Consider the following 26,455-nt stretch of genomic DNA (forward strand, 5'->3'; position numbering starts at 1 on the left):
ACATCATCGCGGCGTCGTGATCCGGTGTCGCGGAACTATTTCGCGACTTCTGTCGCGGAGGTCCGCCGCGACGACCAATATGCGCACGCTGCGACCGCACATCTCCGCGCGCCCGATTCCGTCGGCGAAACGCTTGATCCAGGTTGTTGCCCACCGCGCCGGTGCCCGACAGACTTGTACAGTGGCACCGCATGGGTCGTTGCCCGATCGATCGGAGTGCTCGCGGCCGCGTCCCACATGGATGAACTCTCCCTGGATCCCGCCTCGGGTCTGGTTCGGGCCGCCCACCGCCTGGCGACCGCCCGGTCCCTGGAGGACACGGTCGCGATCCTGCGCGAGACCGCGCGGGAGATCGCGGGCTCCGACGGGATCGCGGTGGTTCTGCGCGAGGGCGACGCCTCCTTCTACGCCGCCGAGGACGCCATCGAGCCTCTGTGGCGCGGCCGCAGGTTCCCGCTGACGGCGTGCATCTCGGGCCGCGCGATGCTCGACGACGCGACCATCGTGATCCCGGACATCGAGTGCGATCCCCGGGTGCCGCTCGCCCTCTACCGCCTGACCTCGATGCGCAGCCTCGTGATGGTTCCGATCGGCTCGCCCGAGCCCGTCGCCGCACTGGGCGCCTACTGGTGCGCCTCGGTCATCCCGGACGACGCGACGGTCCGCCGGCTCGAGGATCTGGCCCGGCACGCGGCCACCGCCCTGGCGCGGCCGCGCCCGGCGGGATCGTGACGGTCGCGGCCGCGCGGGTCCGCGGCCGCAGGATCCCGTTCTGGCCGGGATCGATCGGCCGTCCCGGCCGTTCCCCGCCCTCAGGCCCTCGCACGGAAGACCCAGACCCGCCACATGAAGCGCCTCACCCTCATCGGCATCTTCATCGTCCTGCTGCTCGCCATCGTGGCGATCGCGGCCACGTGGTCGAAGGTCACGCCCGTCAATCCGGCGGTCGCGCCGGACACGTCCGCGACGCCCAACCCCACCGGCGAGCGGAAATGAGGCCGCGCTGACGCATCGCCCGGCACGCCGGTCCCGGCGACCGCGCCGGGAACATGCGGCGACCTCCCGCCTTGGCCCTACACGAAGGACCGCAGGGAGGGACGGATGGGACAGGATGTCGACGCCGCACGCGAGGCCCTGGGGACCGTCCCGCCGGGCCGGCCGGCAGCCCCGGAGAAGCGGGCCGACCCGGCGGCCGGCGGCAGCGGTCCCAACGCCCCGGGCCCCGTCGATCCCGGCTCCGACGCGGCGCCGGAGAGCGGCGGCTACGACACCCGACCGCCCGCGCCGCAGTCCGACAACCGGAAGGGCGGGTACGGCGCCGGCTGAGGCGCGCGAACCCCCTTCATCCGTCCATCGCCCTCAAGGCGCGGCGCTTTGCCTGTGCCGGCGCGCGCGGGTCGCCCGTCGAAGTCGCCTGCGGGCGCGCGGGGTCGTTCGGCGGCGCTGATCGGCGTCGTTCGAGGCTGTCGCGCGGTCAGCCGGGTCACCCCCGTCCGGACGCGCCGAGATCCTCTGCGGTCGATGCAGACGTGCAACGAACGGCGCACCCGTCGGCCTCCGCACGGCGCGAGAAAATCTAGAGATATTCATCGAGTCTTCGTTCTATATTTACGCTGTTTAAACCCTTGCCGCGCCCAAACCGTGGGAACGTAAATCGCTCGCTGGAAGTCCGATCATGAATGAGACCTTCGATGAGACATCCAACACCTTGGCCGTGATGACCGCCGAGCTTGTGGCCGCCTACGTGTCGAACAATCCGGTGCCGGCCGCGGAACTGCCGGCCCTGATCGCACGGGTGCACGGCGCGATCAGCGGACTCGTCGCCGGGACGCCGGCGGCGCAGGCCGGCGCGGCCCCGCAGGCCGAGGTCGAGAAGCCGAGCGCGGCCCAGATCCGCAAGTCGGTCCGGCACGACGGGATCGTCAGCTTCATCGACGGCAAGCTCTACAAGACGCTGAAGCGCCACTTGGCCAGCCACGGCCTGGATCCGCGCAGCTACCGCGACAGCTACGGCCTGCCGACCGACTATCCGATGGTCGCCCCCGGTTACGCCGAGCAGCGCTCCGCCCTCGCCAAGGCGATCGGCCTCGGCCAGCCCGGCGCCATGGCGCGGCGCGGCGGCACGGACCACTGATCCCCGACAGGCGCGTCGCCGCCCGGGCGGCGAGACCGCCGGCTGCCCGGCCGACCGCGCGGGTATCGCCGGGCGGTCAACCCTCCGGGCCGGCGCGGCGCTTCTCCCGGACCCCGCCCGCCCCGGTGCGGCCGCGGGCGTAGCCCGGCGATATCAGCCCGCCCTGCCGGGCGAGGCGCCGCTCCAGCGCGTCGAGATCGACCAGAGCGTCCGCGATGGCCGCGACGAGCGCGGCCCACGCGTCACCCTTCGCCGCCCTGTGATAGGCCACGGCGATCGTCTCGGCCTCCCTGAGACGAATCTCCGCAGGGGCCGCCTCGGGATCTGGGTGCATCGCCGTCCGAATCCGTATAGAACATATCACGAACAAAGCGCATCGGCGCGGTGGGTTCAACCGCGGATGCGCCCCGTTCCCGGATCGCGGTGGAGTGCTGTGGATTGATCGAGGGAAGCGCAATGCCGACGCGGCTTTACCGCTTCCACTGCACGGACGGCCACGAGCTGGTGACCGACCTGCGCGGCAGCCGGTTTCCGAACGCGGCGCAGGTGCGGGCCCACGCCGATCGGGTCGCGCTCGCGCTGATGGAGCGGGTCGTGGAGCGGTTCGACTGGTCGGGCTGGCAGGTCGAGGTCTACGACGCCAAGGGCCGTCGGGTCTGGATCCGGGCCTTCCCGGATGTGTGCGTCGACAGGCGGGCCGCCTGAGACGGGTGGCCGAGCAGAAGGAGAAGCAGATGGCGTTCAAGCCGAGATCCGCCGCCGAGACCAAGGCGCGCGACCTGGGTCTGGCCCTGGCCCGGATCGCCGAGGACGCGGGCACGCCGGCCCATATCGGCGTCGACCGCTTGCGGCGCGCGAGCCCCCGGCTGACCCCGTTGGCGGTGGGTCAGATGGTGCGCCGGGAGCGGGACACCGTCGAGGCGACCCTGGCCGAGCGCGGTCTGGCGCTCGTCGACTATTCCGATCAGGGGCCGGGTCGCGGGATGGAGTTCGTCATCGACGCGGCGGCCTGAGCGGCGCGAGTCAGGCCGCCGCCGGGCGGCTCCGCAGAAGGCGGCCGACCAGGCGGAACGGCAGGAGCGGCAGCTTGATCAGCGCCGTGACCACCAGCACCGCCACGACGGTGAGAAGCGCGAGAACAGAGTTCATCATGCGCGTCGGACTCCCATGACCGGCTCGCCCCTCGGGCCGGGAGCGCTACGAGGCGCCCGGATCACGGCGAGACTATGGACGGTCGGGCGCCATTCGGTCGCAGCCGGACATCCGCGCGGGGCACTGGATACCGGGCCCCATTCGGGCGGTTCTTCCCGGCAGGCCTGCCCCGGTCAGGCCGCCACACGCGGAGAGGAGTTCGGTATGCGCACGCGTCTCGCCGGAAGATCGGCCGCGCTCGCGGCCGCGGCCGCGCTCTCGGTGATCGGGTCGTCCGCGGCCCCCGCCCGGGCACAGCCGGCGGCACAGGCGCAGGTGGCCGTGCGCTACGCCGCGCCGGAGCGGTTCACCGATGCCGAGAACCGCTTCGGCTCCGGGCAGCCGCTCCGGGTCACCCTGGCCGAGCTGACCCGGATCTTCACGGATCTCGGCACGGCGCGGCTCCGCCCCGACGAGCGTCTCGACATCACGGTGCTCGACGTCGATCTGGCGGGCTTCGACCGGCCCGGCTTCGCGACCCCGACCGGCCTGCGGGTCGTGACGGACGCCACGCCGCCGCGGATCCGCCTCGCCTACAGCCTGCGTCGCGGCGGCCGCACCGTGTCACAGGGCGCGGACACGGTGACGGACATCAACTTCCTGCTGACGTCCAATCCCCGCTTCTCCACCGGCGGCCTCTACTACGAGCGGCAGATCCTGCGCGACTGGTTCGCCCGGCGCTTCCCGGAGCCCGCGGGCCGCGGCTAGAACCCGTCTGCCGGCCCGACGACGCGACCGGGCCGGAGCCGGCGGCGCCCCTACCGGGCAGAGGAGCGGTGTAGTAGCGTCGGCGTGACCCGCACGCCGGGCCGGCCGACCCGACCGGTCGCGGACCGGGCTTCCACCCTCTGCGCTCGCCCGAGCCGGAGTCTCACGAGTCGGTCACCGCATGAGCGAGGCCCGCATCTTCTCGGCCGGCTGCAGCGAGCTCGCCGACCTCGTCCGGAGCTTCGACTGGGCGAGGACGCCGCTGGGTCCCATCGCCGACTGGCCGCAGAGCCTGGTCTTCGCGGTCAGCACGCTGCTGCAATCGCCGGTGCCGATCGTGCTGCTCTGGGGCGAGGACGGCATCATGATCTACAACGACGCCTATTCGGGCTTCGCGGGCGGCCGCCATCCCGAGCTCCTCGGCTCGAAGGTGCGCGAGGGCTGGCCGGAGGTCGCCGACTTCAACGACAACGTCATGCGCGTCGGCCTCGCCGGCGGGACGCTGTCGTACAAGGACCAGCAACTGACCCTGCACCGCTACGGCCGGCCCGAGCCGGTCTGGATGAATCTCGACTACTCGCCGGTCTTCGGGGAGGACGGGCGCCCGGCCGGGGTCATCGCCATCGTGGTCGAGAGCACCGAGCGGGTTCTGGCCGAGCGCCGCCTGCGCGCGAGCGAGGAGCTGTTCCGCACCCTCGCCCAGGGCATCCCCCAGCTCGTCTGGCGCGCCGCGATCGACGGGGCCTGCATCTGGTCGAGCCCGCAATGGCACGCCTATACCGGGCAGACCGACGCGACGAGCCTGGGCTGGGGCTGGCTGGCGGCGGTCCATCCGGACGATGAGGCGGTCGCCGCGGCCGCGTGGCGCGACGCGCCGGTAAGCGGCCACCTCTCCTTCGAGCACCGGCTCCGCAACGCCGCCGAGGACCGGTTCTGCTGGTTCCAGACCCGCGCCGCGCCGGTCCGCGACGCGCAGGGCCGGATCGTCGAGTGGCTCGGCACCTCGACCGACATCGACGATCTGCGCCAGCTCCAGGAGCGGCAGCAGGTCATGGTCGCCGAGCTGCAGCACCGGACCCGGAACCTCCTCGGCGTCGTGCGCTCCATCGCCAAGCAGACCATGGCCCAGACCGGGCCCGGCGAGACGTTCCGGCAGCGGTTCAACGATCGCCTGTCCGCCCTCTCGCGGGTCCAGGGCCTCCTCTCGCGCTCCGATCAGGAACCGATCACGCTCCGCTCCCTGATCGAGACGGAACTCGCCGCCCTCGACGCCCCGGCCATGCCGGCGCGCATCCGGCTGCACGGGCCCGTGGTGCGGCTGCGCAAGGCGACGGTGCAGACCTTCGCGCTGGCCCTGCACGAGCTCGCCACCAACGCGCTGAAATACGGCGCGCTCACCACCACGCAGGGACGCCTGAGCGTGACGTGGCGGACCTACCGGGCGGACGACGGCGGCGGCCGGCTGCTGGTGGAATGGGTGGAGGAGGGTCTCGTTCGCGGACCGGAGCTGGCGGACGCGGCGCCGCGGGGCGGCTACGGTCGGGAACTGATCGAGCACGCCCTGCCCTACGCCCTGAAGGCGACGACCAGCTACGAACTCGGCGCCACGGCGCTACATTGCTCGATCAACATCCCGCTCCCCGAGGGAGAGGCCGCAGGCAACCCCACATGACCTCGAAACCACGCGCGCTGGCCGGCAGGCGGGTCCTGCTCGTCGAGGACGACTACTTCATCGCCGTCGATCTCAAGTCCGGCTTCGAGGAAGGCGGCGCTCAGGTGCTGGGTCCGGTCGCGAGCGTCGGCGAGGCGCTGGCGCTGATCGCCGGCACGACCGAGATCGACGCCGCGGTCCTCGACATCAACCTGCAGGACGAGCTGGTCTATCCGGTGGCCGACGCGCTGCACGCGCGCGGCGTGCCCTTCCTGTTCGCGACCGGCTACGATCCGGTCGCCGTGCCGTCGCTCCACGGCGCCGTCGCCCTCTGCCAGAAGCCGATCGACCCGCAGGTCGTAGCGCGGGCGCTGTTCGGCTGACATTACCCGGCTGTCGGTGGCGCGGGCCGCGGCGCCGCGGCGGATGTTTCCCGTGAAACATCCGCGCGGGCATCGATTCCCGCGCCGCTGCCGGCGCCGCACGTCAGCGATCCCCGAAGAGGCGCACGATCGCGCCTGCGGCCAGCCACAGGCCTCTCAGGAGCCACCAGACCAGCCGGCCCGCCTGGACCAGCAGCTCGACGGCTTCGAGACCGTCGAGCACGCGCCGGAAGAAGCCGCGCCGGCGGGCTGCCGGTGCGGGCTCGGGCGGTGGCTTATTCGGGCCGTCTCTCCCGCGCATGCGCGCCTCCGGACCACGGCGCCGGCCAAGTAAAGGCGGCGCCCCTCACCACGCGGCCTGGAGGCCGGCGGTGAACACCTGGGCGGTGGCGCCCGGGCGGACGTCGCCGGTGTAGCCCACCGACAGCCGCACGCCCTCGGCGACCGCCCCCGTCAGGCTCACCCCCAGCACCGCGCCGTCCTGGCCCAGCGCGCTCGTCCGGCCCGCGAACCCCGCCCCGAACAGGCTCGAGCGAACCACCGCCGCCGTGTCGGCCAGCTCGTGCGCCCAGTACGCCCGACCCTCCAGCCGCAGGTCCGGAATGCCCGCCAACGCCCAACTCGTCACCCGCCCGCCGACCAGGCTGCGCGCCGCGTCGAGGTCGGCCACCGCGAAGCCCTGCCCGCCGAAGCCCTGCCCGACCAGACCGCCCCGCTCGGACACACGGCCCCGCGTCAGCCGGTCGTAGCTGAAGCCCACCTCCGGCACGACCTCGACCGGCAGGCCGGTCGCCAGCGCGTACCCGGCAAAGCCCGACACCCCGCCGTTCCAGCCCGACGACACCCCGCTCGCCTGCGACACCGCCGCGCCCAGCGCCACCGTCCGGTCCACCCGGCCGTCCGCGTACGACACGCCCGCCGTGCCCCGCAGCACCACGGCGCCGAGCCGCGTGCTCGCGTAGAGCGTGCCGCCGTAGCTGTCAGTGGTGAACCGCCCCAGCCCCGCGCCCCGCGACGTGCCGCCCGCGCGCAGGTAGCTGAACGCACCGCCGACCTGCGTGTCCGCCCCGACCTGACGGTCGACGCCCATCAGCAGCCCGCCCGCGTCGAACCCGGCGCCCGTGGCCGCCCGGTCGCCGGCGCGCGCGCCGAACCCGTACAGCGCGTCGGCCCAGACCCGGCCCTCGCCCACCCCAAGCGGCGCCGCCGCCGCCCCGGCGCCGCCGCGCACCTGCAGCGCCGTGCGGTTCGGGCCCGGGCCCGGATCGCCCGCGCTGAACGCGCCCGCGCCCCCGCCCAGCCCGCGCTGGTGCCGGTCGATCGTGTCGGAGAGCAGACGGCGCGCGGCGAGGTCGGTCATCACCGCGTCGCCGTAGCTCTGGCCCGACAGGCTCGCCAGGCCGCCCGGCAGCGTCGCCGGGCCGGCCGCGTAGAGCGGGTCGAACACCCGCGCCCGCGCCGCGTCCGGCCGCGTGCCGGCGGCCGGGCGGGCGAGGTCGAGGGCCGCGCCCACGGCCCGGGCGTTGCCGGTCTGGGCGAGGCCGAGGCCGGCGAGGTTGCCGTAGGCGGCGGGCGTGACCACGAGGTCGAGGCCGGTGGCGGCGTAGAGCGCGTCGAGGCGCGTGGCCGCCGGCAGGCCCGCCGCCGGCTGGGCGAGCCCGCTGAACGAGCCCGACAGCCCGGCCTGCGCGGTGAGCACGCCGAAGCGCTGGCCGAGCGCGGGGGTGAAGCTGTTCGTGGCGTTGCCGGTGATGCCGCGCAGTTCCGGCACCAGGGTGCCGTTGGCCGAGACCGTACCGGTCGGGCCGAGCGCCAGGAGGCGGGCGTAGCTGCCCGCGCCGGTGCCGGTGCCCGGTCCGTCGATGTCGAGGCCGAGGCTGCTGCCGGGGGCGAACGCCACCGGGCCGAGCACGGTGAGCGTGCCGGGGGAGTTGCCCGGCCGCAGGGCGCCCGCGACCGTGACCGGGGCCGCGACGGTGCCGATGCCGCGCAGGGTGCCATTGGCCGCGACCGTGACCGGCGAGGTCCAGAAGCCGTTGAGCGACAGCGTGCCGGCCTGGATTGTGGTCGGGCCGGAGAAGAGGCCGGGGCCGGTGAGCAGGAGCGTGCCGGGGCCGGCCTTGGTCAGGCTGGTCGGGCTCGCGGTCTCCAGGATGGCGCCGGCGTAGGTGGAGGCGGCCGCACTGGAGACCGTGAGGGCGCCGTTGCCCAGGACGGCGGAGGCCGGGCCGGCGAGGTCGGTGAGCGTGAGGGCGGTGCCGCCGAGGTCGAGGGCGCCGGTGTTGGTCAGGCCGGTGAGCCCGGCGAGCGGGCCGGTGATCTGCACGAGGCCGGTGTTGGTGAGCGTGCCGTTGAACTGCCCGGACAGGCGGGCGACGCCGGTGTTGGTCAGGTCGGCGGTGAGGGTGCCGTCGCTGGCGACGAGGCCGGCATTGCTGAGGCCGCCGGAGGCGGTGAGGCTGGCGCTCTGGGCGACGGCGACGAGGCCGGCATTGGCGAGGGGGCCGGCGAGGCTGTAGCTGCCGCCCGTGGTGACGGCGAGCGTCGCGCCGGCGGCGTTGGCGAAGGGGCCGGTGCCGGCCACGGATCCGGAGACGGCGAGCAGGCCGGCATTGTTGGCGATGGGCCCGTCGATGCGGCCGGCGCTGGCGAGCACGGTGCCGGCATTGGTCAGGCCGCCGCTGATCGTGCCGCTGGTGGCGAGGAGGCCGGTGTTGGCGACGCCGCCGCCGATGGCGCCGCTGTTGCTCAGGATGCCGCTGCTGATGACGCCACCGCCGATGGTGCCGGCGTTGAGGGCGGTGCCGGTGTTGGTCAGTCCGCCCGCGACGGTGCCGGCGTTGATCAGGCTGCCGCTGTTGGCCGCGCCGCCGCCGATGGTGCCGGTGTTGAGGGCCAGACCGGCATTGGCCAGCCCGCCCGCGACGGTGCCGGTGTTGAGGGCCAGACCGGCATTGGCGAGGCCGCCCGTGATGGTGCCGCTGTTGGCGAGGACGCCGAAGTTGCCGACGTTGCCGGAGACGAGGCCGGCATTGAGGAAGCTCGCCGCCGAGCCGACGAGAACGGGCGCGGTGAGGCTGCCGGTGGCGGTCAGGGCCAGGGTGCCGGTGCCGACCAGGGCGCCGCCCGTGAACGTGTTGGCGGCCGAGAGCACGGCGGTGCCGGGGCCGGTCTTGACGAGCACGCCGGGCTGGCTGCCGTCGTCGATCGGCCCCGCGAAGGTGGCGGTGCCGAGGTCGATCTGCAGGGTGCCGGGGTCGGCCAGCGTGATCGGGCGGGCGGTGACGAAGCCGTCGGCCAGGACCTCGAGGGTGCCGCCGCCGAGGGTCAGGCCGGTGCCGGCGGCGCCGAGATTGGCGTCGCGGGAGACGGCCAGGATACCGCCGAGGACGGCGGTGCCGCCGGCATAGGTGTTGGTACCGGCGAGTTCGAGTGTGCCGAGACCAACCTTGATCAGACCGCCGACGCCCGAGATGTCGTTGGCGAAGCGGCCGTAATAGGCTTGGCCATTGTAGGTGGTGTTGACCGTCCAAGTGGAGGTGAACTGACCCGGGCCGTCGATGGCCTTGCCGAGGTTGAGCAGGCCCCAGCCGTAGATGGCGTTCGGGGCGTTGGCGGGCCCGTCACCGAGATGGGTGGCGGTTGTGAACATGGTCTGGGCGATCTGCGGCGCCGTCAGGAACGGGAACGCCTGACGCAATACGGCCGCAGCACCGGCCACGTGCGGCGCGGCCATTGAGGTGCCTTGCAGAGGCCCATAGTTTGAACCATTGAGAATTTTATTGTTGTTGGCGTCGAAGCCGCTGTAGCCCTGTCCGACCTGCACGGTTGAATAGATATTGACGCCCGGTGCCGCGATGCACCACGCTGCCGTAACACCGCACCAGTTGCTGAAATTGGCGATCTTCTTATTTTCGTTGACTGCGACTACTGAAACGATAAAGCCGTCCAGCTTCGAAAAATCGATTTTGCTTTGGTCGACGGGGCCGGTCGGCGCATAGTCGGGGCTGGGATCGCCATTAGGGTCAGTCCCGTAGGTGGTATAAAATTGGTAGAGACCGCTATTCGCATTCGCTGGCTTGATGAATGGATAGAATGCGGCGCCGCTCGGGTTTTGAGTTACATCGGGTTGACTTCTTCGATCGTTGCCTGCGGCTAAGACCATGAGCATGTCTGACTGTGCGGCCCTAAGGAGCGCACTGGCCTCTCTCTCATCTGATATCTCGAATTCTTGAATTGACATTCTTCTATAGTTAGGATTCAAAAATCCATCGACAATCGGAGAAGAGGTCGTCGGTCCATAGCTGCCATTCAAGACCCGGGCGCCGCTTTGAGTTGCTGCCTCCACTGCAGAGATTGTATTGCGTAAATTGAATAACGCCAATATTTTGCTGTCGAAACCGACCCCCATCATCCCGACGCCATCACGGGCAGCCGCAATTGTACCAGCCACATGGGTTCCATGACTGGATGCAGTGTCCGTATCGAATATAATAGTTTGATTTAGTCCGGGAATAAAATTTCTTGATTGCTGAGAGATCCGTCCTCGGAATTCTGGATTCGTGGGGTCGATCCCGGAGTCAATCACGGCAACCAATACGCCTAGACCGGTGAAGCCTCGGGCGTAAGCGGTGGCGGCATTAATCGCAGACAAGCCCCAGTCGGCTCTGTATTCGGGCGTGTCGAACTGCGCCGCGGTCAGGGGAACGCCAAAAGCATCGAACGTCGAAGGCGAGCGCGCCGGCACGGTCTGCGCCGCAACAGGTCCGAGAGCCAGCGTGAGGGTGGCGAGCGAGCTGCCGACCAGCAATCCGAGCCGTACGGGGCCGCGCCGCCGGGTTCCGGCGCGCGCGCCCCGGCTCGGATCACAGGATCCGGTCACACGCTCTACATCGCTATACTGTTGGACCACCGGACTGACCCCCGTCATGCCTGTCGCAAACTGTGTACGGGGGGGTAGGAAATGCGGCTTTAACGAACTATCACATTGCGGCCACACTCGGCGCCGCGCGCGACAGTCTGAAACGGCAATCCCCCTTTCTGGGACGGAAGGAACCATTCCGCGGCTCGCGTGTCATGGTGGTCCGACGCTGCCGCGCGCGGCGCCCCGATCCGGCGGCCCCCGCGTCGAATCGCACGCCGCCCGGGCAAACGACAGTGTACAGCCGCTCGGGTCGGCGGGAGACAGGAGGACTGTCCGGGTGGACGCGGCTAACGTGCGGGACGACCGGACCGCGTTGCCACGCGTCACCTTGGGACAGGCCCCCGTTCTTCATCGGTCGCGCGAACAGCAGGTGTCAGGCTCTACGTATGTCTTCCGAGGAGAGAAACCACGACCCGGACGCGGCGCCGGCCGGGGGCGAGGCTCCGGGCGGCGAGGTCGCCTGCCTGCGGTTCGAGCCGCCCGGGGATCCCGCGGCGCTGGGGCGGGCGTGGCAGGACCATCTCGCGCCCATCTTCGACGTGAGCTTCCGCCCGGAGACCGACCTGACCGTCCCGATCGCGATGCGCAGCTACCATCTCGGCGACCTACTGGTCGGCGACGTGGTGGCGCCGGCCCACACCCTCGTGCGGACGCGGGAGATGATCGGCCAGCAAGGCCTCGACCACATCCTGCTGCAATTCTACCGGCGGGGGCAGAGCCGCGTGGAGACCGATCAGGGCACCGGCTCCGTGAACGAGGTGCAGTGCATCGTCTTCGACCTCGCCCAGCCCGTGCGCATCGTGGCGGGCGCCGTCGACGCCACGAACGTCGTGATCCCCCGCGCCTTGCTGGAGAAGCAGGGCTGCCACCCCGACGCCCTGCACGGGCGCCCCCTCGACCACGACGGCGACCCGTTCGGGCGGCTGGTCCATAATTTCGTCGCCAACGTCGTCGCCTGCGGCGACCTCCTCGACCGCCGCGAGGCCCTGGCGGCCTCGGCGGCGATCACCCAGCTCTGCGCCAGCTGGCTGCGCGGGCAGGAGGAGGGGCGCCCCTCCCAGCACCAGGACATCCGGATCCGGGTCCGCCGCCTCGTCGAGGCGGAACTCGGCAACCCGAAGCTGACGCCCGCCCTGATCGCGACCCGGCTCGGCCTGTCGCGCTCGACCCTGTACCGGCTGTTCGCCCCCAACGGCATCGTGGCGTATATCCGCGACCGCCGCCTCATGGCGGCGATGCGGATGCTCGTGCGCGACGATGCCCCCAAACCCCTGCGCATCTCGCAGGTCGCCTTCGCGGTCGGCTTCTCGGACGAGCGGACCTTCCGGCGGGCGTTCAAGCGCCGGTTCGGCTTCATCCCGAGCGACGCGTCCCAGCGCCTGGAGACCGGCCCCGAACCCGCGCCCGGCGCCGTCCTGCGCAACTGGATCGAGAGCCTCTGACGTGCCGCGCCGGTCCGCCGGCCGGCTGCGCGCCGGGGCACTGTCCCTCTGCCTGGCCCTCTGCCTGTGCTTCGCGGCCGCCGCGCCCTTCGCCGCGGGCCCCGTCCAGGCCGAGACCCGGGAGGCGGCGCCCGCCCTCCGCACCGGCGAGCCCGAGACGTGGCGGGTCGCGACCCATCCGGTGCCGCCCCTGGTCATGGACGAGGACGGCCGGCTGCGCGGGTTCAGCATCGATCTCTGGAACGCCCTCGCGCGGGATCTCGGCGTCCGGACGGCCTACCTGCGCGTCGACGACCTGCCGGCGCTGTTCGTGGCGGTCTCGGACGGGCGCGCGGACCTCGCCATCGCGGCGGTGTCGATCACCGCGGAGCGCGAGCGGCGTTTCGACTTCTCCGTCACGATGCTGGAGACCGGCCTGCGCATCGCCGTCCGGTCGGAGCCGGACGCGACCGGCTCGGCCACCGCGCGGGCTCTCCGGGCGCTCCTGAGCGACGCCGCCTTCCTGCAGGTCTTGCTGGGGCTCGCCGCCCTGATCCTGGCGGTGGCGGCCCTGGTCTGGTGGCTCGAGCGGCGCCACCCCGGCGGCATGGCGGCGCGCTCGGGACCGGCGCGCGGCTTCGCCCACGTCGTCTGGTGGGCCCTGAGCAGCCTCGCCGCCCAGGCGGAGGAGATGCCGCGCAGCCCGCTGGCGCGGGCCGTCACGGTGCTCTGGCTGTTCACCTGCATCGCCCTGGTGGCGTGGTTCACCGCGGGCCTGACCAGCACGGCGACCGTGGAGCGCCTGCGCGGCGCGATCAACGGCCCGCAGGACCTGCCGGGCAAGCGGGTGGGCACGGTCGCCAACACCACCTCGGTCGCCTACCTGGCGGACCATTTCGCCACGCCGGTGGGCTTCGCGACCCTGGAGGAGGCCTGCGCGGCGCTGCGGGCCGGCACGGTCGCGGCGGTGGTCTACGATGCCCCCGCGCTCAGCTACTACGCGACCCGGCCCGGCCACGACGCCCTGCGCCTGGTCGGCACCGCGTTCAACCGGCAATCCTACGGCATCCTGTTCCCGGCCAACGATCCCCGGCGCAAGCGCGTCAACCAGGCCCTGCTGGGCCTGCGGGAGGATGGCCGCTACGACGAGATCTACGGCCGCTGGTTCGGCTCCGAGAGCGGCGAGTCCCAGGGTCGCTGATCAGGGCCGCCGAGGCGCGCCGCGATAGGCCTCGGCCGGGTGGCGGGCGGGCAGCCGGTCCCCCTGGCCGAACAGCTTCGCCCGCAGCGAGCCCTCGGCGTAGGCGGTCTTGTAGAGGCCGCGATCCTGCAGTTCCGGGATCACGAGGTCGATGAAGTCGGAGAAACTCTCCGGCACGACGATCCGGCTGAGGTTGAACCCGTCGACCTCGCCCTCCGTGATCCAGGCCTGGAGTTCGTCGGCGATCGTCACGGCGTCGCCGGTGAGCACCGCGTAGCGGCCGCCGAGCTGCAATTCGGCGAGGAGGTCGCGCTTCGTCAGCCCGCGCCTGGCCGCCGCCGCGGTGGCCGACTGGATGGCGTTGCCCGGCGCGTAGGGGATCGGCTCGTCCAGGCCGTAGCGGGCGAAGTCGATCCCCGTGGAGGCGGAGAAATGCGCGAGCCCCGCCTCCGGGCTCGCGTAGGACAGGTACTCGTCCCGCTTGGCCTCGGCCTCCGCCCGGGTCCGCCCGGGGATCACCGCGAGGCCGACGAACACCTTCACGTCGTCGGGTTCCCGGCCGGCCGCGACCGCCTCGGCCCGGATGGCGCGGACGGATTCGCGGGCGGCGGCCGGGTCGCGGGCCGAGATGAACACGCACTCGGCGTGGCGGCCCGCGAAGGCGCGGCCGCGGCCCGAGGCGCCGGCCTGGTAGAGCACCGGCGTGCGCTGGCGCGACGGCTCCGACAGGTGGTAGCCCTCGACCGCGAAGAACTCGCCCCGGTGGACGACCTTGCGGATATGGGCGGGATCGCTGAACACCCGGGCCGCCCGGTCGCGGCGCACGGCCGCGTCGTCCCAGCTGCCCTCCCAGAGCCGGTAGAGCACCTCTAGGTACTCGTCGGCGTAGTCGTAGCGCCGGTCGTGCGCCGGCAGCGCGCCGCCGCTCTGGGCGCGGTGGGCGCTGTCGAGGTAGCCGGTGACGACGTTCCAGCCGATCCGGCCGCCCGTCAGGTGGTCGAGGGTCGAGAGGCGCCGGGCGAAGGTGTAGGGCGCCTCCTGGTGGACGTTGATCGTCACCCCGAAGCCGAGATGCTCGGTCACCGCCGCCATGGCGGAGATCATCACGGTCGGGTCGTTGACCGGGAGCTGCACGGCCTCCCGGGCGGTCACGTCGATGCCGCCGCCGTAGACGTCGTAGACGCCGATGATGTCGGCGATGAACAGGCCGTCGAACAGGCCGCGCTCCAGGAGCCTCGCCTGCTCGGTCCAGTAGGACAGCGTGTTGTAATCGGCCGAGCGGTCGCGCGGGTGGGTCCAGAGCCCGTGGTTGATGTGGCCCGCGCAGGTCATGTTGAAGGCGTTCAGCAGGATCTGCTTCTTTCCGAGGGCCATCAGAGCGCTCCGTGCCGGGGCGGCTGCCGGCCGTCGAGGTGGTAGGCGCCGATCCAGTGGTACTTCCAGCGCACCGGATCGTGCAGGGTGTGGGTGCGGACGTCGCGCCAGTAACGGTCGAGCGCCTCGGCCCGGTCGGTGGCCGAGGTGCCGCCGAGCTCGACGAGCTTGTTGGCCGCGAGCAGCCCGGCCCGGTGGCTCGCCGCCCGGGCCTCCGCCACCGCCACGGAGGCCGCCGCGACGCTGTCGGCGTCGGGGGCCTCCTGCGCGGCGTCGACGAAGCGGCCGGCCCGCGCCAGCAGGGCGTCGGCCGCCGCGAGGCGCACCTGGACGTCGCCCAGCGCGTGGAGGGTCAGGGGATCCTCGCTCGCCCGCGCGACCCCGGAATCGATCCACGGCCGGGCGCGGTCGCGCACGAAGGGCAAGGTCGCCGCGAAGGCGCCCGCGCCGATGCCGAGATCGATCCCAGCGTGCAGGATCTGCGCGAAGGGGCCGAGGGCGGTGGGCCGCTCCAGCGAGGCCTGGAACGGCACCACCCAGTCGGGCTCCACGGCGACGCGGTCGAACAGGACCGAGCCCGACCCGGTGAGCCGCTGCCCGAACCCGTCCCAGTCGTCGACCAGGGTCACGCCCGGCGCGTCCCGGGGGACGAAGACGAGGTAGGCGACCGCCCGGCCGTCCTCCTCGGCATTGGCCAGGGTGGGGATGCGGTGGGCGTAGAGCGAGCCGGTGCAGTAGTCTTTGCGGCCCTCGACAGTCCAGCCAGCCGGGTCGCGCACGAGGCGGGTGCGGCGGGTGTGGTCGCGCGCGCCGGTCTCGGCGAGCGCGTTGCCGAAGCGCTCGCCCGCCAGGACGCGGCCGTAGAGGGCGCGCTTCTGGGCCTCGGTGCCGCCGTTGCGGAGCACCTCCAGGGCGTAGAAATGGTTCTGCGGGATCTGGCCGAGGGAGCCGTCCGCCGCGGCGATCCGGGCGATCACCTGGGCGACCGTGGCGCTGTCGAGGCCGGGGCCGCCGTATTCCCTCGGCACCGTGATCGCCCACAGGCCGGATTCGGTGAAGCGCGCGATCTCGGCGATTGGCAGGCGGCGCTCCAGGTCGCGCTCGGCGGCGGCCTCGGCGAAGGCCTCCGCCAGCCGGCCGGCGACGGCGAGCGCCGCGGCGGCGTCCGGAAGGACCGGCACCGGGTGCGGCGGCGCGGGTGCCTGCGTGAAGGCGGTCTCGTGGGGCTGGAGCGGCATCGCCCGGTCCTCAGTTCCACTGGTGCCGGGCGGGCAGCACGCCGTTCAGGGCGTGGTTCCCGAGGAGGTGGTACTTCCACCGCACGGGGTCGTGCAGGGTGTGGACCCGGGCGTCGCGCCAGTACCGGCCGAGATTGTACCCGTCGCGGGTCGCCGAGGCGCCGGCGAGCTCGAGCAGCCGCTCGGAGGCCTCCAGGGCCGCCTCGGTGGTGAGGATCTTGGCCTGCGCCACCGCCACCGATGCCTCGGCCGCGCTCTCAGCGGTGACGGGGGCCGCGGCGATCCGGTCGAGCGCCCGTCCGGCCCGGGCCAGGACCTCCTCGGCGGCGTGCAGGTCGACGGTGAGCCGCCCGACCTCGCCGAGGATGTGGGGATCCTCCGCGACGGTCTCGGCGGTGAAGGGATAGGGCCGGGTCCGGGTGCGCAGGAAGTCGAGGGCGGCGGCGGCCGCGCCCCGGGCGAGCCCGGCGTCGATCGCCGCGTGGATCAGCTGCGAGACCGGCCCGAACAGGCCCGGGCGCCCGGCCAGGGGCGCGAGGTCGATCGTCAGCTCCGCCTCGACCGGGGCCTGCGCGAAGATCACGCTGCCGCTCGCCGTGGTGCGCTGGCCGAAGCCCTGCCAGTCGTCCACCACCCGCACGCCGGGGGCGTCCCGGCGCACGAAGACCAGGAGCGGCCCGCCGTCGGGGCCGACCGCGCGCGTCGGGATCCAGTGGGCGAAGAGCGCGCCCGTGGAGTAGAAGCGCGTGCCGCTGAGCCGCGGGCCCTCCGGTCCGGCGGTCAGCCGCGTGTCCACGCCGGTGATCGCCTTGCCGTTGCGGGCGGGGCCGGCATTGCCGATCCGGTGGCCGGCGAGCACGTCCCGGTAGATCCGCGCCTGCTGGGCGGGGCTGGCGGCGGCCGCGACCAGCGCAAGGACGCCGAACTGGTTCTGGGGGATCTGCGCCGCCGAGCCGTCGGCGGCGGCGAGGATCGCGAAGACCTCCGCGAGCGTCGCGTGCGAGACCTCGGCGCCGCCGTGTTCGCGCGGCACCGTGATGCCGCCGAGCCCGCTCTCCGTGAAGGCCGCGATCTCCGCCCAGGGCAGGCGTCGGTCGCGGTCGCGCTCGGCCGCGCCCGCCGCGAAGATCCGGGCCACGGCCCGCGCGGCCGCGATCGCCTCGGCGTCCGAGCGGATCCGGTGCGGCGGCGCCGGCGGCGGCGGCAGCCGATCTTCGACCGGGTCGGTGACGGGATCGTCCAGGTGCAGGCTCATACGGTTTCCGGTTGACCGCTCGGGTTGGGACGTCCCGCCGTCATCGCGAGCGCTGCGAAGCGCCCCGGGGCCGCGCCGGGTTGGAAGACGCGGCGCGGCCTGGATCGCTTCGCTCCGCGCGCGCGAACGGCGATGTCGAGGTCGTCGACCGGGGACGATCCATCGGTGCGGGCTCCCGGTCGGATCGCCCAGGTCGGACGGTTTCGCTCAGCGGGCCCGGAGCCGCCGCACCGCGGTGTCGCCCGCGAACTGGACCGCGCACACGAGGGCGATCAGGATCGCGATCACCACCACCATCACGGTGGTGTCGAAGCGCTGGTAGCCGTACCGGATGGCGACGTCCCCGAGCCCGCCCGCGCCCACCGCGCCGGCCATCGCGGAGGCGCCGATCATCGCCACCACCGTGATGGTGAAGCCGGCCACGATGCCCGGCAGCGCCTCGGGCAGGAGCACGTGGGCGAGGATGTGCCGGCGCCGGCAGCCGATGGACTGGGCGGCCTCGATCAGGCCCGCATCCACCTCCCGCAGCGAGACCTCGGCGATCCGGGCGAAGAACGGGGTCGCGCTCACCGAGAGCGGCACGATCGCCGCCCAGACGCCGATCGTGGTGCCGGCCACCAGCCGGGTGAACGGGATCAGCGCCACCAGCAGCACGATGAAGGGCACGGCCCGGAAGCCGTTGACCACGGTCCCGACCACCCGGTGGGCCGTCGGCGCCGCGAAGATGCCGCCGGGCCCGGAGGTGACGAGGAACAGCGCCAGGGGAATGCCGGCGACCACGGCGATCCCGGCCGAGACTCCGACCATGAGCGCGGTGTCGAGGAAGGCCTGCCAGAGGCGTTCGATCATCTGCGGCGACATGGCGGGCCTCCGGGTTCGGGGTGCAGGGGCGGCGGTGCAGCGGTCGGGGTATCGGGGGAGGAGCGGTCCCGCATCGTCTCACCCCTCCGCCGGGTCGGCGGGGACGTAGCCGACCCGCTCCACGTCGCCGCCGAGCGTCCGCAGCCGCGCCTCCGCGCCCGGATCCTCGGCCGGGACGGCCACCAGCATCCGGCCGACCGCGTGGCCCTGGATCCGCTCGATGCCCGCCTGGAGCAGGCGCACCGGCGCCCCGGCCCCCGCGAGGCCCGACAGATCCGGCGCGGCCCGGCCCGAGCAGGTGATCCGCAGGATCGCCCAGCCGCCCGGCGCGGGCCGCGGCTGCAGCCGGGCCGCCAGATCCGGCGGCAGCCCGCGGGTCAGGGGTTCGAGCAGCGCCCGGGTGGTCGGGTGCTCGGGCGCCCCGAACACGCGCCAGACCGGCCCGGTCTCGACGACCCGGCCGCCCTCCAGCACCACCACGTCGCTGCAGATCTCGCGGATCACGCTCATCTCGTGGGTGATCAGGATGATGGTGATCCCGAGCCGCCGGTTGATGTCGCGCAGCAGGTCGAGGATCGCCAGCGTCGTCTCCGGGTCGAGGGCGGAGGTCGCCTCGTCGCAGAGCAGGATCTCCGGATCGCTCACGAGCGCCCGGGCGATGCCGACCCGCTGCTTCTGGCCCCCGGAGAGCCGCGACGGGTAGGTGTCGGCCTTGTCCTCCAGGCCGACGAGGCGCAGGGCCTCCGCGACCCGCGGGCCGATCGCGTGCCGCGGGACGCCCGCGACCGTGAGCGGCAGCGCCACGTTCTGCCGGACGGTCTTGGCCGCCAGCAGGTTGAAGTGCTGGAAGATCATGCCGATGCGCCGGCGCAGGGCGACGAGCCCGTCGGTGTCGAGGGCGTCGATCGGGGCGCCGTCGACCAGGACCCGGCCCGAACTCGGCGCCTCCAGCCGGTTGACCGTGCGCAGGAGGCTCGACTTGCCCGCCCCCGAGCGGCCGATGATGCCGAAGATCGCCCCGGCGGGGATCGCGAGGTCCACCCGGTCGAGCGCCTGCACCGGTCCGGCGGCCGAGCGGTAGGTCTTCGAGACGGACTCGAACCGCACCGTTCCGGTCTCCCGGCCGGGCTCGCTGCCGGGCGCGGCGACCGGGGCCCGGGCGGCGGTCGCGGCGCCCGGGCCCGTCCGCCCGGCCGCGGCCGGCGTGCCCGGATCGCGCAGGCTGTCGAAGATCAGGCCGACCATCAGTTCTGCCACGCCAGCAGGTAGAGCTTGTCGCTGTTGGCGAAGGACTTGCGGATCTGCTGTTTCACGGCCTCCGAGTTCTGGAAGAGCGTCACGAATTTCCGGATCACGGGGTCCTCCTTGCGGGCGGCCTTGGTGACGAAGCTCACGGCGAAGCGCCGGTCCTCGATACCGGAATAGATCAATCCGCTGGTCGGGTCGAAACTGCCGGCCGCCACGATGAAGTGCGGGTAGCCCAGGGCGAGGTCGACGTCGCCGGTGATCCGCGCGAGCTGCGGCCCCTCGACCTCGGTGAACCGCAGCGTCTTCGGGTTCTCGACGATGTCGTCGAGGGTGCCGAGGAAGCCGACACCGTCCCTCAGCGTGATCAGCCCGGCCTTCTGGAGGAGCAGCAGGCCGCGGCCCTGGTTCACCGGGTCGTTGGCGATCGCCACCGTGCCGCCCGCCGGGATCTGGTCGAAGCTCTTATGCTTCAGGGAGTACAGGCCGATATTGGACAGGATCCCGAGCCCGACGATGTCGAACGCGTAGCCCTTCTGCTTGGCGGCATTCTCCATGAAGGGGCGGTGCTGGAAGAAGTTCACGTCGATGTCGCCGGCGTCGAGGGCGACGTTGGGCGTCGTCCAGTCGCTGAACTCGACCACCTTGACGTCGAGGCCCTCGGCCTTGGCCTCCCGGGCCGCGACCGTGACGGCGTCGCCGTAGGCGCCCGGCACGACGCCGACCCGGAGGGTCTCCGCCCCGGCCGGAAGGGCCCCGAGGCTGAGCGCCGCGACGGCGAGGAGACGCAGGAACTTCATCGGGCGGGAACTCTGATCGGGATGGACGGGGGCAAGTCCGGCTGCCGGGCCGCGATGGTTCGCTCCGCATCCGAAGGCATGCGGACACGATCCATCAAGTCGACAGGCGCCGTCTCACGTGGATGATTGTCTCGCGTCAGGTTTAGATCAGCGCGGCCCGCCCCGAAATTCTAAAGATCGTCGTTCGACGACACGAACGATCTCCCGATACCCCTGAACCGGAGAGGCGCATGCTGCGCCCCCGCGGAACTCCTCTCCGGCCCCGCTCCGTCCCCGCGCGCGCGGTCCGGCCCCGGGGACGGGGCGCGGCGCCCGGGCGGATCCCGGTCGCCCGGACCGGGCGCCGAATACAGGTCGGTCCGGCGGGGGGAGCGCCGGAACAAGCCTTGTCGGATCGGATTGAACCTGCGATTATCCAGTCATCGCAACGGCTTAGTGAAGATCATGCTCTTCCGCGAGCACTCCGCGAACGAAACCTTCTCCCCCATCCTCGATCCGGGGGATGAGCCTTCCCGGGTCGCGGAGATGCCCCGCCGCCCGGTCCCCGAGGCCTGGTCCGGCGTCGCCGCGCCGGCCCTCGCCCCGGGCGACGAGGTGGTGTTCGACCGGCTCGACCTCGCCGAGATCCTCGGGATCTGGCGCCATGCCCGCGGCCGGGTCGTGGGGCTCCACCGCCCGTGGGGCGCGGCCGCCACCGTGGACGTGCAGTTCGAGGGACACGAGACCCTGGAACGCTACCTGCCGGACCTGTTCCGGCGCGTGCACTGAGGCGCGCCGACAGGCCCGCCGGCCGGCGGAGTCATTGGCTGACCCCGGGCTGACCCCGGGCTGACCCCGGGCTGACCCCGGGCTGACCCCGGGCTGACCCCGGGCTGACCTTGGGCCGACATCGCCCGGATCTGTCGGCTGAGAGGACAGCGAGTGTCTGTTTTCACGACACTTCGCGGCGCCGGGCACGGATCGGGCCCGCGCTCACGAAAATGTAGGGCCCCACCGGCGCGCGTCTCCCCCCCGGGCCGGAACCCCGCCGGCTCCGAAACGTCGGGCCGGTCGCGACCACCGCGGCCGATCTCCCGGCCGGGGCGGACGGGCCTGTCCGGGGGGCACGATGGCTCAGGGAAACCACAGACGGCGCGCGGGCGCGCCATGACGGCGAGCCACGGCGTGTTCGCCTTCGCGCATGTCGGCGACCTGCATCTCGAGCGGGGCTCCGACCCCCACGCCGCCGACCTGCGGGCGATGCTCGCCGAGGTGGCGGGGCTGCACCGACACGGTCTCCTCGACTTCGTCTACATCCCCGGCGACCTCGCCGAGGACGGGCGGGCGGAGCAGTACGCTGTCCTGCGCGAGGCCCTGGACCGGCACCCGGACCTGCCGGTGCGCCTGATCGCCGGCGACCACGACCGCCAGCACGGCACGATGGCGGATTTCGACGCCCTGTTCGCCGCGGTGGCGGGCAGCCCGCGCGGCGGCGGCCACGCGGCGCGGCGCCACGACCTGCCGCGCCCGCGCGACTCCGTCTCCGTGACGCACTACTACTTCGCCGAGACCTGGGCGGGCGTGCGCTGCCTGTTCCTCGACATGGTCAGCCCCGGCTACGGCCAGAAGGGCTTCGGCCTCGATTTCCGCCTCGGCCCCCACCAGCTCGCGTGGCTCGGCGAGGAGCTGGCCCGGGCCGAGCGGGAGGGCCAGCCCTGCGCGGTCTTCGCCCACACCTACCCGGACGACCTCTGCGTGCCCGACGAGCGGGCGGCACTCGCCGGCCTGATCCGCCACTACGGCGTCCGCCTCGTCGAGATGGGCCACACCCACTACAACGAGCTCGCCCCGGACGGGCGCACCCTCTACGCCGCGGCCCGCTCGGTCGGCCAGAACGAGGACGGCTCGGTCGGCTACGCGGTCGCGGCGATCGACGGGCCGGTCGCGAGCTGGCGGTTCAAGCCCCTCGACCGGGCGCTGCCCTTCGTGATGGTCACGAGCCCGGCCGACCGGCGCCTCGCCACGGCGCCCCTCGACGCCGCCGACGGCACGGTCTCGGTGCGCGCCCTCGTGCTGTCGGACCGGCCGCAGGACACGTGGCGCTGTCACCTGCGCGTCGACGGCGGCCCGGCCCACCCCATGGTGCCGGACGGCCCCCGGACGGTCCACGCCCGCATCCCCTGGCGGGACGGCGCGCGCCGCCTCGCCATCACGGTCGCGGACGGCACCGGCCACACCGACACCGAGGTGATCGAGCCCGTGGACCGGAGCTTCGTGCCGCCGCCCGCGCACGAGCGCCCCGGCAGCGACGCGTTCCGCCTGCCGGCCTGGCCCGAGAAGGGGCTCCGGGGCGACCAGCTCGGTCCGAACCGCAACGGCCGGCACTGGTAGCCGGTCCCGCCCGAATCGCGGCACACCGCACCGCACGATCCACCCCACCAGAGGACCACCGCAACCGATGGGCGCGCTGACGCTGACCCCCAACATCGCGACCTGGACGATCGCCGCCCTCGCGACCCTCGGCGTCATCCTGCGGCCGTTCGCGTGGCCGGAGGCGATCTGGGCTGTGCTCGGGGCCGGCGCCCTCGTGGCCCTCGGCCTGCTCGCCCCCGCCACCGCCTGGGACGGCGTGCTGAAGGGGACCGACGTCTACCTGTTCCTCGTCGGCATGATGCTGATGTCGGAGGTGGCCCGGAAGGAGGGCCTGTTCGACTGGCTTGCCTCGATCGCCGTGCGCGCCGCCAGGGGCTCGGCGACCCGGCTGTTCACCCTCGTGTACCTCGTCGGCACCGTCGTCACGGTGTTCCTGTCCAACGACGCCTGCGCGGTGGTGCTGACACCCGCCGTCTACGCGGCCACCAAGGCCGCCAAGGTGGAGAACCCCCTCCCCTACCTGTTCATCTGCGCCTTCATCGCCAACGCGGCGAGCTTCGTGCTGCCGATCTCGAACCCGGCCAACCTCGTGGTCTTCGCCGAGCACATGCCGCCGCTGGTGCGCTGGCTCGGCCTGTTCGCCCTGCCCTCGCTGCTGGCCATCGCGACGACCTACGCGGTGCTGCGGCTGACCCAGGCCAAGGCCCTGCGCGGGCAGGAGGTCGCCACCGACGTCGAGGCACAGCCGCTCTCCCGCACCGGCCTCGTGGCGGGGATCGGCATCGTGGCGACCGGCGGCGTGCTGATCGCGGCTTCCGCGCTCGGCCTCGACCTCGGCCTGCCGACCTTCGTGGCCGGGCTCGCCACCACGATCGTCGTGCTGCTCCTCAAGCGCGGCGGCCTCGTCGAGGTGGCCAAGGACGTGTCGTGGAGCGTGCTGCCGCTGGTGGCCGGGCTGTTCGTCCTCGTGGAGGCCCTGGAGAAGACCGGCGTCCTGGCGATGCTGGCGGACCTCCTCAAGGGCTACGCCCACGCCGCCCCGGAGGCCACCGCCTGGGGGGCGGGCGGCCTCGTCGCGGTGCTGTGCAACCTCGTCAACAACCTGCCGGCCGGGCTGATCGCGGGCGCCGCCGTCCAGACCGCCCACGTGCCCGAGAAGGTGGCGGGCGCGATCCTGATCGGCGTCGATCTCGGGCCGAACCTGTCGGTGACGGGCTCCCTCGCCACGATCCTCTGGCTCACCGCCATCCGCCGCGAGGGCCAGGATGTCGGCGCCTGGACCTTCCTGAAGCTCGGCCTGCTGGTGATGCCGCCGGCCCTCGCGCTGGCGCTCGCCGGCCTGCTCCTCGTCTGACCCTTCCCCGAGAACCCGAAGGTCCGCGCGCGTGACGGCTGCCCTCCTCTATCCCTTCATCCTGGTGGCGGGCGCGCTGCAGGCGATCGGCAACGCCATGAACGCGCAGCTGCGCGGCCGCATGGTCAATCCGTGGCTCGCCGCGACGGTGTCGTTCCTGCCGATCGTCTTCGTGTTCACGACCCTGTTCCTCACGATGCCGACGCCGCTCCCGAGCCTCGACTCCCTGGGCAAGATGCCCTGGTACGCGCCGCTGGGGGGCCTGGCCGGCGCGGTGGCGGTGTTCGGCGGCCTCGCCTTCATCGACAAGGTCGGCGCCGGGCCGTTCAACGGCCTGACGCTCACCGCCAACATCCTCACCTCCCTGGCGATGGACGCGCTCGGCCTGTTCGGCCTGCAGGCGGCGGGCTTCAAGCCGATGCCCTGGCTCGGCGGCCTGCTGATGGCGGTGGGCGTCACCTTCATCGCGCGCTCGGGCGGCAAGAGCGACGGCGGCGGCTCGGGGGTCGGCGGCAAGCTGCTCTACCCGTTCATCCTCGTGGCCGGCGCCCTGATGGCGATCGGCGTGGTCTGGAACGCGCAGCTCCGCGGGGCCCTGGAGAATCCCTGGCTCGCCGCGACGGTGTCGTTCGTGCCGGTCGTGTTCGTGTTCGCGCTGATGTTCCTGCTGCGGCCGTCGCCGCTGCCGACCCGCGACGACGTCGCGGGCGTCCGCTGGTGGATGCCCCTCGCCGGCCTCACCGGGGCGGTCGCGGTCTTCGCCGGGCTGCTCTTCGTCGACAAGGTCGGGGCCGGCGCCTTCAACGGCCTGCTCATCACCGCCAACCTCCTGACTTCGGTGGCGCTCGATCATTTCGGCTGGTTCGGCATGAAGCGGGTCAAGGCCGGCCCGCCGCGCCTGATCGGCGCCGCCCTGATGGTCGGCGGCATCGTGCTGATCTCGCTGTTCTGAGCGGCCGGGGCGATGTGGACCCTCCCCGCCTGGATCCTGCGCCGGGAGACCCTGCTCCTGGCCGGGGCCGCCCTCCTGGGCGCGGGCGGGGTTGCGGCGTGGTACCTGCTCCAGGCGACGGTGCTCACCATCGCGGTCGCCCCCCGGGACGGGACCGAGCCCGGCCTGATCAAGGCCTACGCGGACGCGCTCGAGGCCGCGCACGAGAATGTCCGGCTGAAGATCCTGTCCTTCGACGACGTGCGCGAGAGCGCCGCCGCCCTGCAGGACGGGCGCGCCGACCTCGCGGTGGTCCGCCCCGACGTGCTGCTGCCGACGAACGGCCTCACCCTGGCGATCCTGCGCGACCAGGCGATGGTCATCGCCTCGCCCGAGCAGGCTGGGATCACGAGCTTCCCGAAGCTCGCCGGCAAGCGGCTCGGCATCGCGGCGCACCGGGACGCCGATCTCTGGCTGCTCCGGAATCTCCTCGGCTATTACGGGCTCACCCTGGAGGAGGCCGCCGGCCCGGCCCGGGACTCGACGGTCCTCCTGGTCCCGGTCGACCAGGAGGCGGTGGCCGGCGCCTTCCGCGAGAAGCGGATCGACGCCTTCGTCAGCATCATCGCGCCCTCGGCGCCGAAGGCGCTGGCCCTGGTCTCGGCCGTGCAGGGTGTCGCCCGCGGCGGCAAGGTGGCGTTCGTCGCCGTGGAGGATGACGGCGCGGTGATCGAGCGCTTCCCGCGGCTCCAGGCGGTCACCGTCCCGGGCGGCCTGTTCGGCGGCCGCCCGAAGCTGCCGGCCGACGACGTGAAGACGGTGGGCGCCTCGTACCGGCTGATGGCCCGGGCCTCCCTGAGCCGCGTCGTGGCGGCCGACGTGACCCAGCAGCTCTTCGAGAAGCGCGGCGCCGCCGCCCTGGCGACGGACGCCGCCGAGTACGTCCAGGCCCCGGCCTACGACACGACCGTGGCGGCCACCAGCGCCCGCATCCCGATCCATCCGGGGGCGATCGACTATTACGAGCGCGACCAGCACGGCTTCATCGAGCGCTACGGCGACACGCTCTACCTCCTCGGCGCGCTGGCGGGTGGCCTCGTCTCGGTGCTGGCCTGGATCCGGCAGCGCCTCGCCAGCCTGCGCCGCGAGCGGATCGACGAGATCATGGACCGGCTCCTCGAGATCGCCGGGCAGGCAAGGGCGCTGCGCGACCCGGCGGCGATCGAGGCGCTCACCGTCGAGGTCGACGCGCTGGCCATGGACGTCGTCCGCTACGCCCGCGAGCGGGAGCCGGACACCCGCACCATGTCGGCGGCGTCCGTCGCGATCGACACGGCGCGGGCGACCATCGCGGATTGCCGGGCGCGGGCGGCCGAGGACGGGGGGCGGACCGGGCGGCCCGTCCGGCTGCACGGCGCGGGCGGGGCCTGAC

Annotated in this window: 26 protein-coding genes; 16 read left to right on the plus strand and 10 right to left on the minus strand. The window is 72.8% G+C overall.

What is annotated here, in order from left to right; translation table 11 throughout:
- The first annotated feature begins 237 nt into the window (after nucleotides 1–237).
- The 4 genes from ACX9MN_RS26220 (at nucleotide 238) to ACX9MN_RS26235 (ending at nucleotide 2,134) form a co-directional block, all read left to right on the plus strand.
- Nucleotides 238–732: a GAF domain-containing protein gene (locus tag ACX9MN_RS26220; protein WP_091684063.1), complete on the plus strand. Its 495-nt coding sequence runs from the start codon at nucleotides 238–240 to the stop codon at nucleotides 730–732.
- A 114-nt stretch (nucleotides 733–846) separates the two neighbouring features.
- Nucleotides 847–996: a hypothetical protein gene (locus ACX9MN_RS26225; RefSeq protein WP_020096531.1), complete on the plus strand. Its 150-nt coding sequence runs from the start codon at nucleotides 847–849 to the stop codon at nucleotides 994–996.
- A 105-nt stretch (nucleotides 997–1,101) separates the two neighbouring features.
- On the plus strand, nucleotides 1,102–1,326 hold the full coding sequence (locus tag ACX9MN_RS26230; RefSeq protein WP_489725863.1) for a hypothetical protein: 225 nt from the start codon (nucleotides 1,102–1,104) through the stop codon (nucleotides 1,324–1,326).
- A gap of 349 nt (nucleotides 1,327–1,675) precedes the next feature.
- On the plus strand, nucleotides 1,676–2,134 hold the full coding sequence (locus ACX9MN_RS26235; RefSeq protein WP_020096529.1) for a Ros/MucR family transcriptional regulator: 459 nt from the start codon (nucleotides 1,676–1,678) through the stop codon (nucleotides 2,132–2,134).
- A 76-nt stretch (nucleotides 2,135–2,210) separates the two neighbouring features.
- Here the strand turns inward: ACX9MN_RS26235 and ACX9MN_RS26240 are convergent, their stop codons facing one another.
- Complete coding sequence (locus ACX9MN_RS26240; protein ID WP_489725864.1) at nucleotides 2,211–2,468, minus strand: hypothetical protein; 258 nt, start codon at nucleotides 2,466–2,468, stop codon at nucleotides 2,211–2,213.
- A gap of 122 nt (nucleotides 2,469–2,590) precedes the next feature.
- On the opposite strand from ACX9MN_RS26240, the gene ACX9MN_RS26245 reads away from it, so the two are divergent.
- Together ACX9MN_RS26245 and ACX9MN_RS26250 are read left to right on the plus strand one after the other, a co-directional pair.
- Entirely contained in the window at nucleotides 2,591–2,839 is a 249-nt protein-coding gene (locus ACX9MN_RS26245; protein ID WP_020096527.1) for a DUF6894 family protein, read from the plus strand.
- A gap of 29 nt (nucleotides 2,840–2,868) precedes the next feature.
- Nucleotides 2,869–3,147, plus strand: a complete 279-nt coding sequence (locus ACX9MN_RS26250) for a hypothetical protein (protein WP_026605481.1) — start codon at nucleotides 2,869–2,871, stop codon at nucleotides 3,145–3,147.
- Between the two features lie 10 nt (nucleotides 3,148–3,157).
- Here the strand turns inward: ACX9MN_RS26250 and ACX9MN_RS26255 are convergent, their stop codons facing one another.
- Nucleotides 3,158–3,286: a hypothetical protein gene (locus ACX9MN_RS26255; protein ID WP_020096525.1), complete on the minus strand. Its 129-nt coding sequence runs from the start codon at nucleotides 3,284–3,286 to the stop codon at nucleotides 3,158–3,160.
- A gap of 204 nt (nucleotides 3,287–3,490) precedes the next feature.
- Here ACX9MN_RS26255 and ACX9MN_RS26260 point away from each other — a divergent pair, with 204 nt between their 5' ends.
- The 3 genes from ACX9MN_RS26260 (at nucleotide 3,491) to ACX9MN_RS26270 (ending at nucleotide 6,067) form a co-directional block, all read left to right on the plus strand.
- Nucleotides 3,491–4,033, plus strand: coding sequence for a DUF3016 domain-containing protein (locus ACX9MN_RS26260; protein WP_020096524.1), 543 nt, complete (start codon nucleotides 3,491–3,493; stop codon nucleotides 4,031–4,033).
- A gap of 181 nt (nucleotides 4,034–4,214) precedes the next feature.
- A complete protein-coding gene (locus tag ACX9MN_RS26265; protein ID WP_489725865.1) occupies nucleotides 4,215–5,705 on the plus strand; it encodes a sensor histidine kinase in 1,491 nt (496 codons plus the stop codon).
- Complete coding sequence (locus ACX9MN_RS26270; protein ID WP_042672258.1) at nucleotides 5,702–6,067, plus strand: response regulator; 366 nt, start codon at nucleotides 5,702–5,704, stop codon at nucleotides 6,065–6,067. The genes ACX9MN_RS26265 and ACX9MN_RS26270 overlap by 4 nt, the downstream gene beginning before the upstream one ends.
- A gap of 103 nt (nucleotides 6,068–6,170) precedes the next feature.
- Here the strand turns inward: ACX9MN_RS26270 and ACX9MN_RS26275 are convergent, their stop codons facing one another.
- Both ACX9MN_RS26275 and ACX9MN_RS26280 read right to left on the minus strand, forming a co-directional pair.
- Nucleotides 6,171–6,368 carry a hypothetical protein gene (locus ACX9MN_RS26275; protein WP_489725866.1) on the minus strand — a complete coding sequence of 66 codons (198 nt, stop codon included), beginning with the start codon at nucleotides 6,366–6,368 and terminating at the stop codon, nucleotides 6,171–6,173.
- 45 nt (nucleotides 6,369–6,413) lie between these two features.
- A complete protein-coding gene (locus ACX9MN_RS26280; RefSeq protein ID WP_489725867.1) occupies nucleotides 6,414–10,997 on the minus strand; it encodes a S8 family serine peptidase in 4,584 nt (1,527 codons plus the stop codon).
- 380 nt (nucleotides 10,998–11,377) lie between these two features.
- On the opposite strand from ACX9MN_RS26280, the gene ACX9MN_RS26285 reads away from it, so the two are divergent.
- On the plus strand, nucleotides 11,378–12,433 hold the full coding sequence (locus ACX9MN_RS26285) for a helix-turn-helix domain-containing protein (RefSeq protein ID WP_489725868.1): 1,056 nt from the start codon (nucleotides 11,378–11,380) through the stop codon (nucleotides 12,431–12,433).
- A 1-nt stretch (nucleotide 12,434) separates the two neighbouring features.
- A complete protein-coding gene (locus ACX9MN_RS26290) occupies nucleotides 12,435–13,613 on the plus strand; it encodes a transporter substrate-binding domain-containing protein (RefSeq protein WP_489725869.1) in 1,179 nt (392 codons plus the stop codon).
- Here ACX9MN_RS26290 and ACX9MN_RS26295 read toward each other — a convergent pair whose 3' ends face one another.
- From ACX9MN_RS26295 to ACX9MN_RS26320, 6 genes are all read right to left on the minus strand, one after another.
- Nucleotides 13,614–14,987, minus strand: coding sequence for an LLM class flavin-dependent oxidoreductase (locus tag ACX9MN_RS26295; RefSeq protein ID WP_489725870.1), 1,374 nt, complete (start codon nucleotides 14,985–14,987; stop codon nucleotides 13,614–13,616).
- Nucleotides 14,987–16,225 (minus strand): SfnB family sulfur acquisition oxidoreductase, encoded by a 1,239-nt coding sequence (locus tag ACX9MN_RS26300; RefSeq protein WP_489725871.1) that lies wholly within the window; start codon nucleotides 16,223–16,225, stop codon nucleotides 14,987–14,989. Before ACX9MN_RS26300 ends, ACX9MN_RS26295 begins: the two co-directional genes overlap by 1 nt.
- A gap of 10 nt (nucleotides 16,226–16,235) precedes the next feature.
- A complete protein-coding gene (locus tag ACX9MN_RS26305; RefSeq protein WP_489725872.1) occupies nucleotides 16,236–17,480 on the minus strand; it encodes an SfnB family sulfur acquisition oxidoreductase in 1,245 nt (414 codons plus the stop codon).
- Between the two features lie 207 nt (nucleotides 17,481–17,687).
- On the minus strand, nucleotides 17,688–18,341 hold the full coding sequence (locus ACX9MN_RS26310; RefSeq protein ID WP_020096012.1) for a methionine ABC transporter permease: 654 nt from the start codon (nucleotides 18,339–18,341) through the stop codon (nucleotides 17,688–17,690).
- A 78-nt stretch (nucleotides 18,342–18,419) separates the two neighbouring features.
- Complete coding sequence (locus tag ACX9MN_RS26315; RefSeq protein ID WP_489726359.1) at nucleotides 18,420–19,586, minus strand: methionine ABC transporter ATP-binding protein; 1,167 nt, start codon at nucleotides 19,584–19,586, stop codon at nucleotides 18,420–18,422.
- A complete protein-coding gene (locus ACX9MN_RS26320) occupies nucleotides 19,586–20,386 on the minus strand; it encodes a MetQ/NlpA family ABC transporter substrate-binding protein (protein ID WP_234081592.1) in 801 nt (266 codons plus the stop codon). Before ACX9MN_RS26320 ends, ACX9MN_RS26315 begins: the two co-directional genes overlap by 1 nt.
- Nucleotides 20,387–20,911: 525 nt before the next feature.
- On the opposite strand from ACX9MN_RS26320, the gene ACX9MN_RS26325 reads away from it, so the two are divergent.
- The 5 genes from ACX9MN_RS26325 to ACX9MN_RS26345 all read left to right on the plus strand — a co-directional run bounded on the left by ACX9MN_RS26325 (nucleotide 20,912) and on the right by ACX9MN_RS26345 (nucleotide 26,454).
- Nucleotides 20,912–21,154 carry a hypothetical protein gene (locus ACX9MN_RS26325; protein WP_100253618.1) on the plus strand — a complete coding sequence of 81 codons (243 nt, stop codon included), beginning with the start codon at nucleotides 20,912–20,914 and terminating at the stop codon, nucleotides 21,152–21,154.
- Between the two features lie 378 nt (nucleotides 21,155–21,532).
- The gene (locus tag ACX9MN_RS26330; protein ID WP_489725873.1) at nucleotides 21,533–22,756 is read left to right on the plus strand and encodes a metallophosphoesterase family protein; all 1,224 of its coding nucleotides are present in this window, start codon (nucleotides 21,533–21,535) and stop codon (nucleotides 22,754–22,756) included.
- Nucleotides 22,757–22,823: 67 nt separating this feature from the next.
- Complete coding sequence (locus tag ACX9MN_RS26335) at nucleotides 22,824–24,092, plus strand: arsenic transporter (RefSeq protein ID WP_489725874.1); 1,269 nt, start codon at nucleotides 22,824–22,826, stop codon at nucleotides 24,090–24,092.
- A gap of 31 nt (nucleotides 24,093–24,123) precedes the next feature.
- Nucleotides 24,124–25,044, plus strand: a complete 921-nt coding sequence (locus tag ACX9MN_RS26340; RefSeq protein ID WP_020096018.1) for a DMT family transporter — start codon at nucleotides 24,124–24,126, stop codon at nucleotides 25,042–25,044.
- A gap of 12 nt (nucleotides 25,045–25,056) precedes the next feature.
- Nucleotides 25,057–26,454, plus strand: coding sequence for a TAXI family TRAP transporter solute-binding subunit (locus ACX9MN_RS26345; protein WP_489725875.1), 1,398 nt, complete (start codon nucleotides 25,057–25,059; stop codon nucleotides 26,452–26,454).
- Nucleotide 26,455 lies beyond the last annotated feature (1 nt).

It is taken from the genome of Methylobacterium sp. 1A (assembly GCF_058072805.1).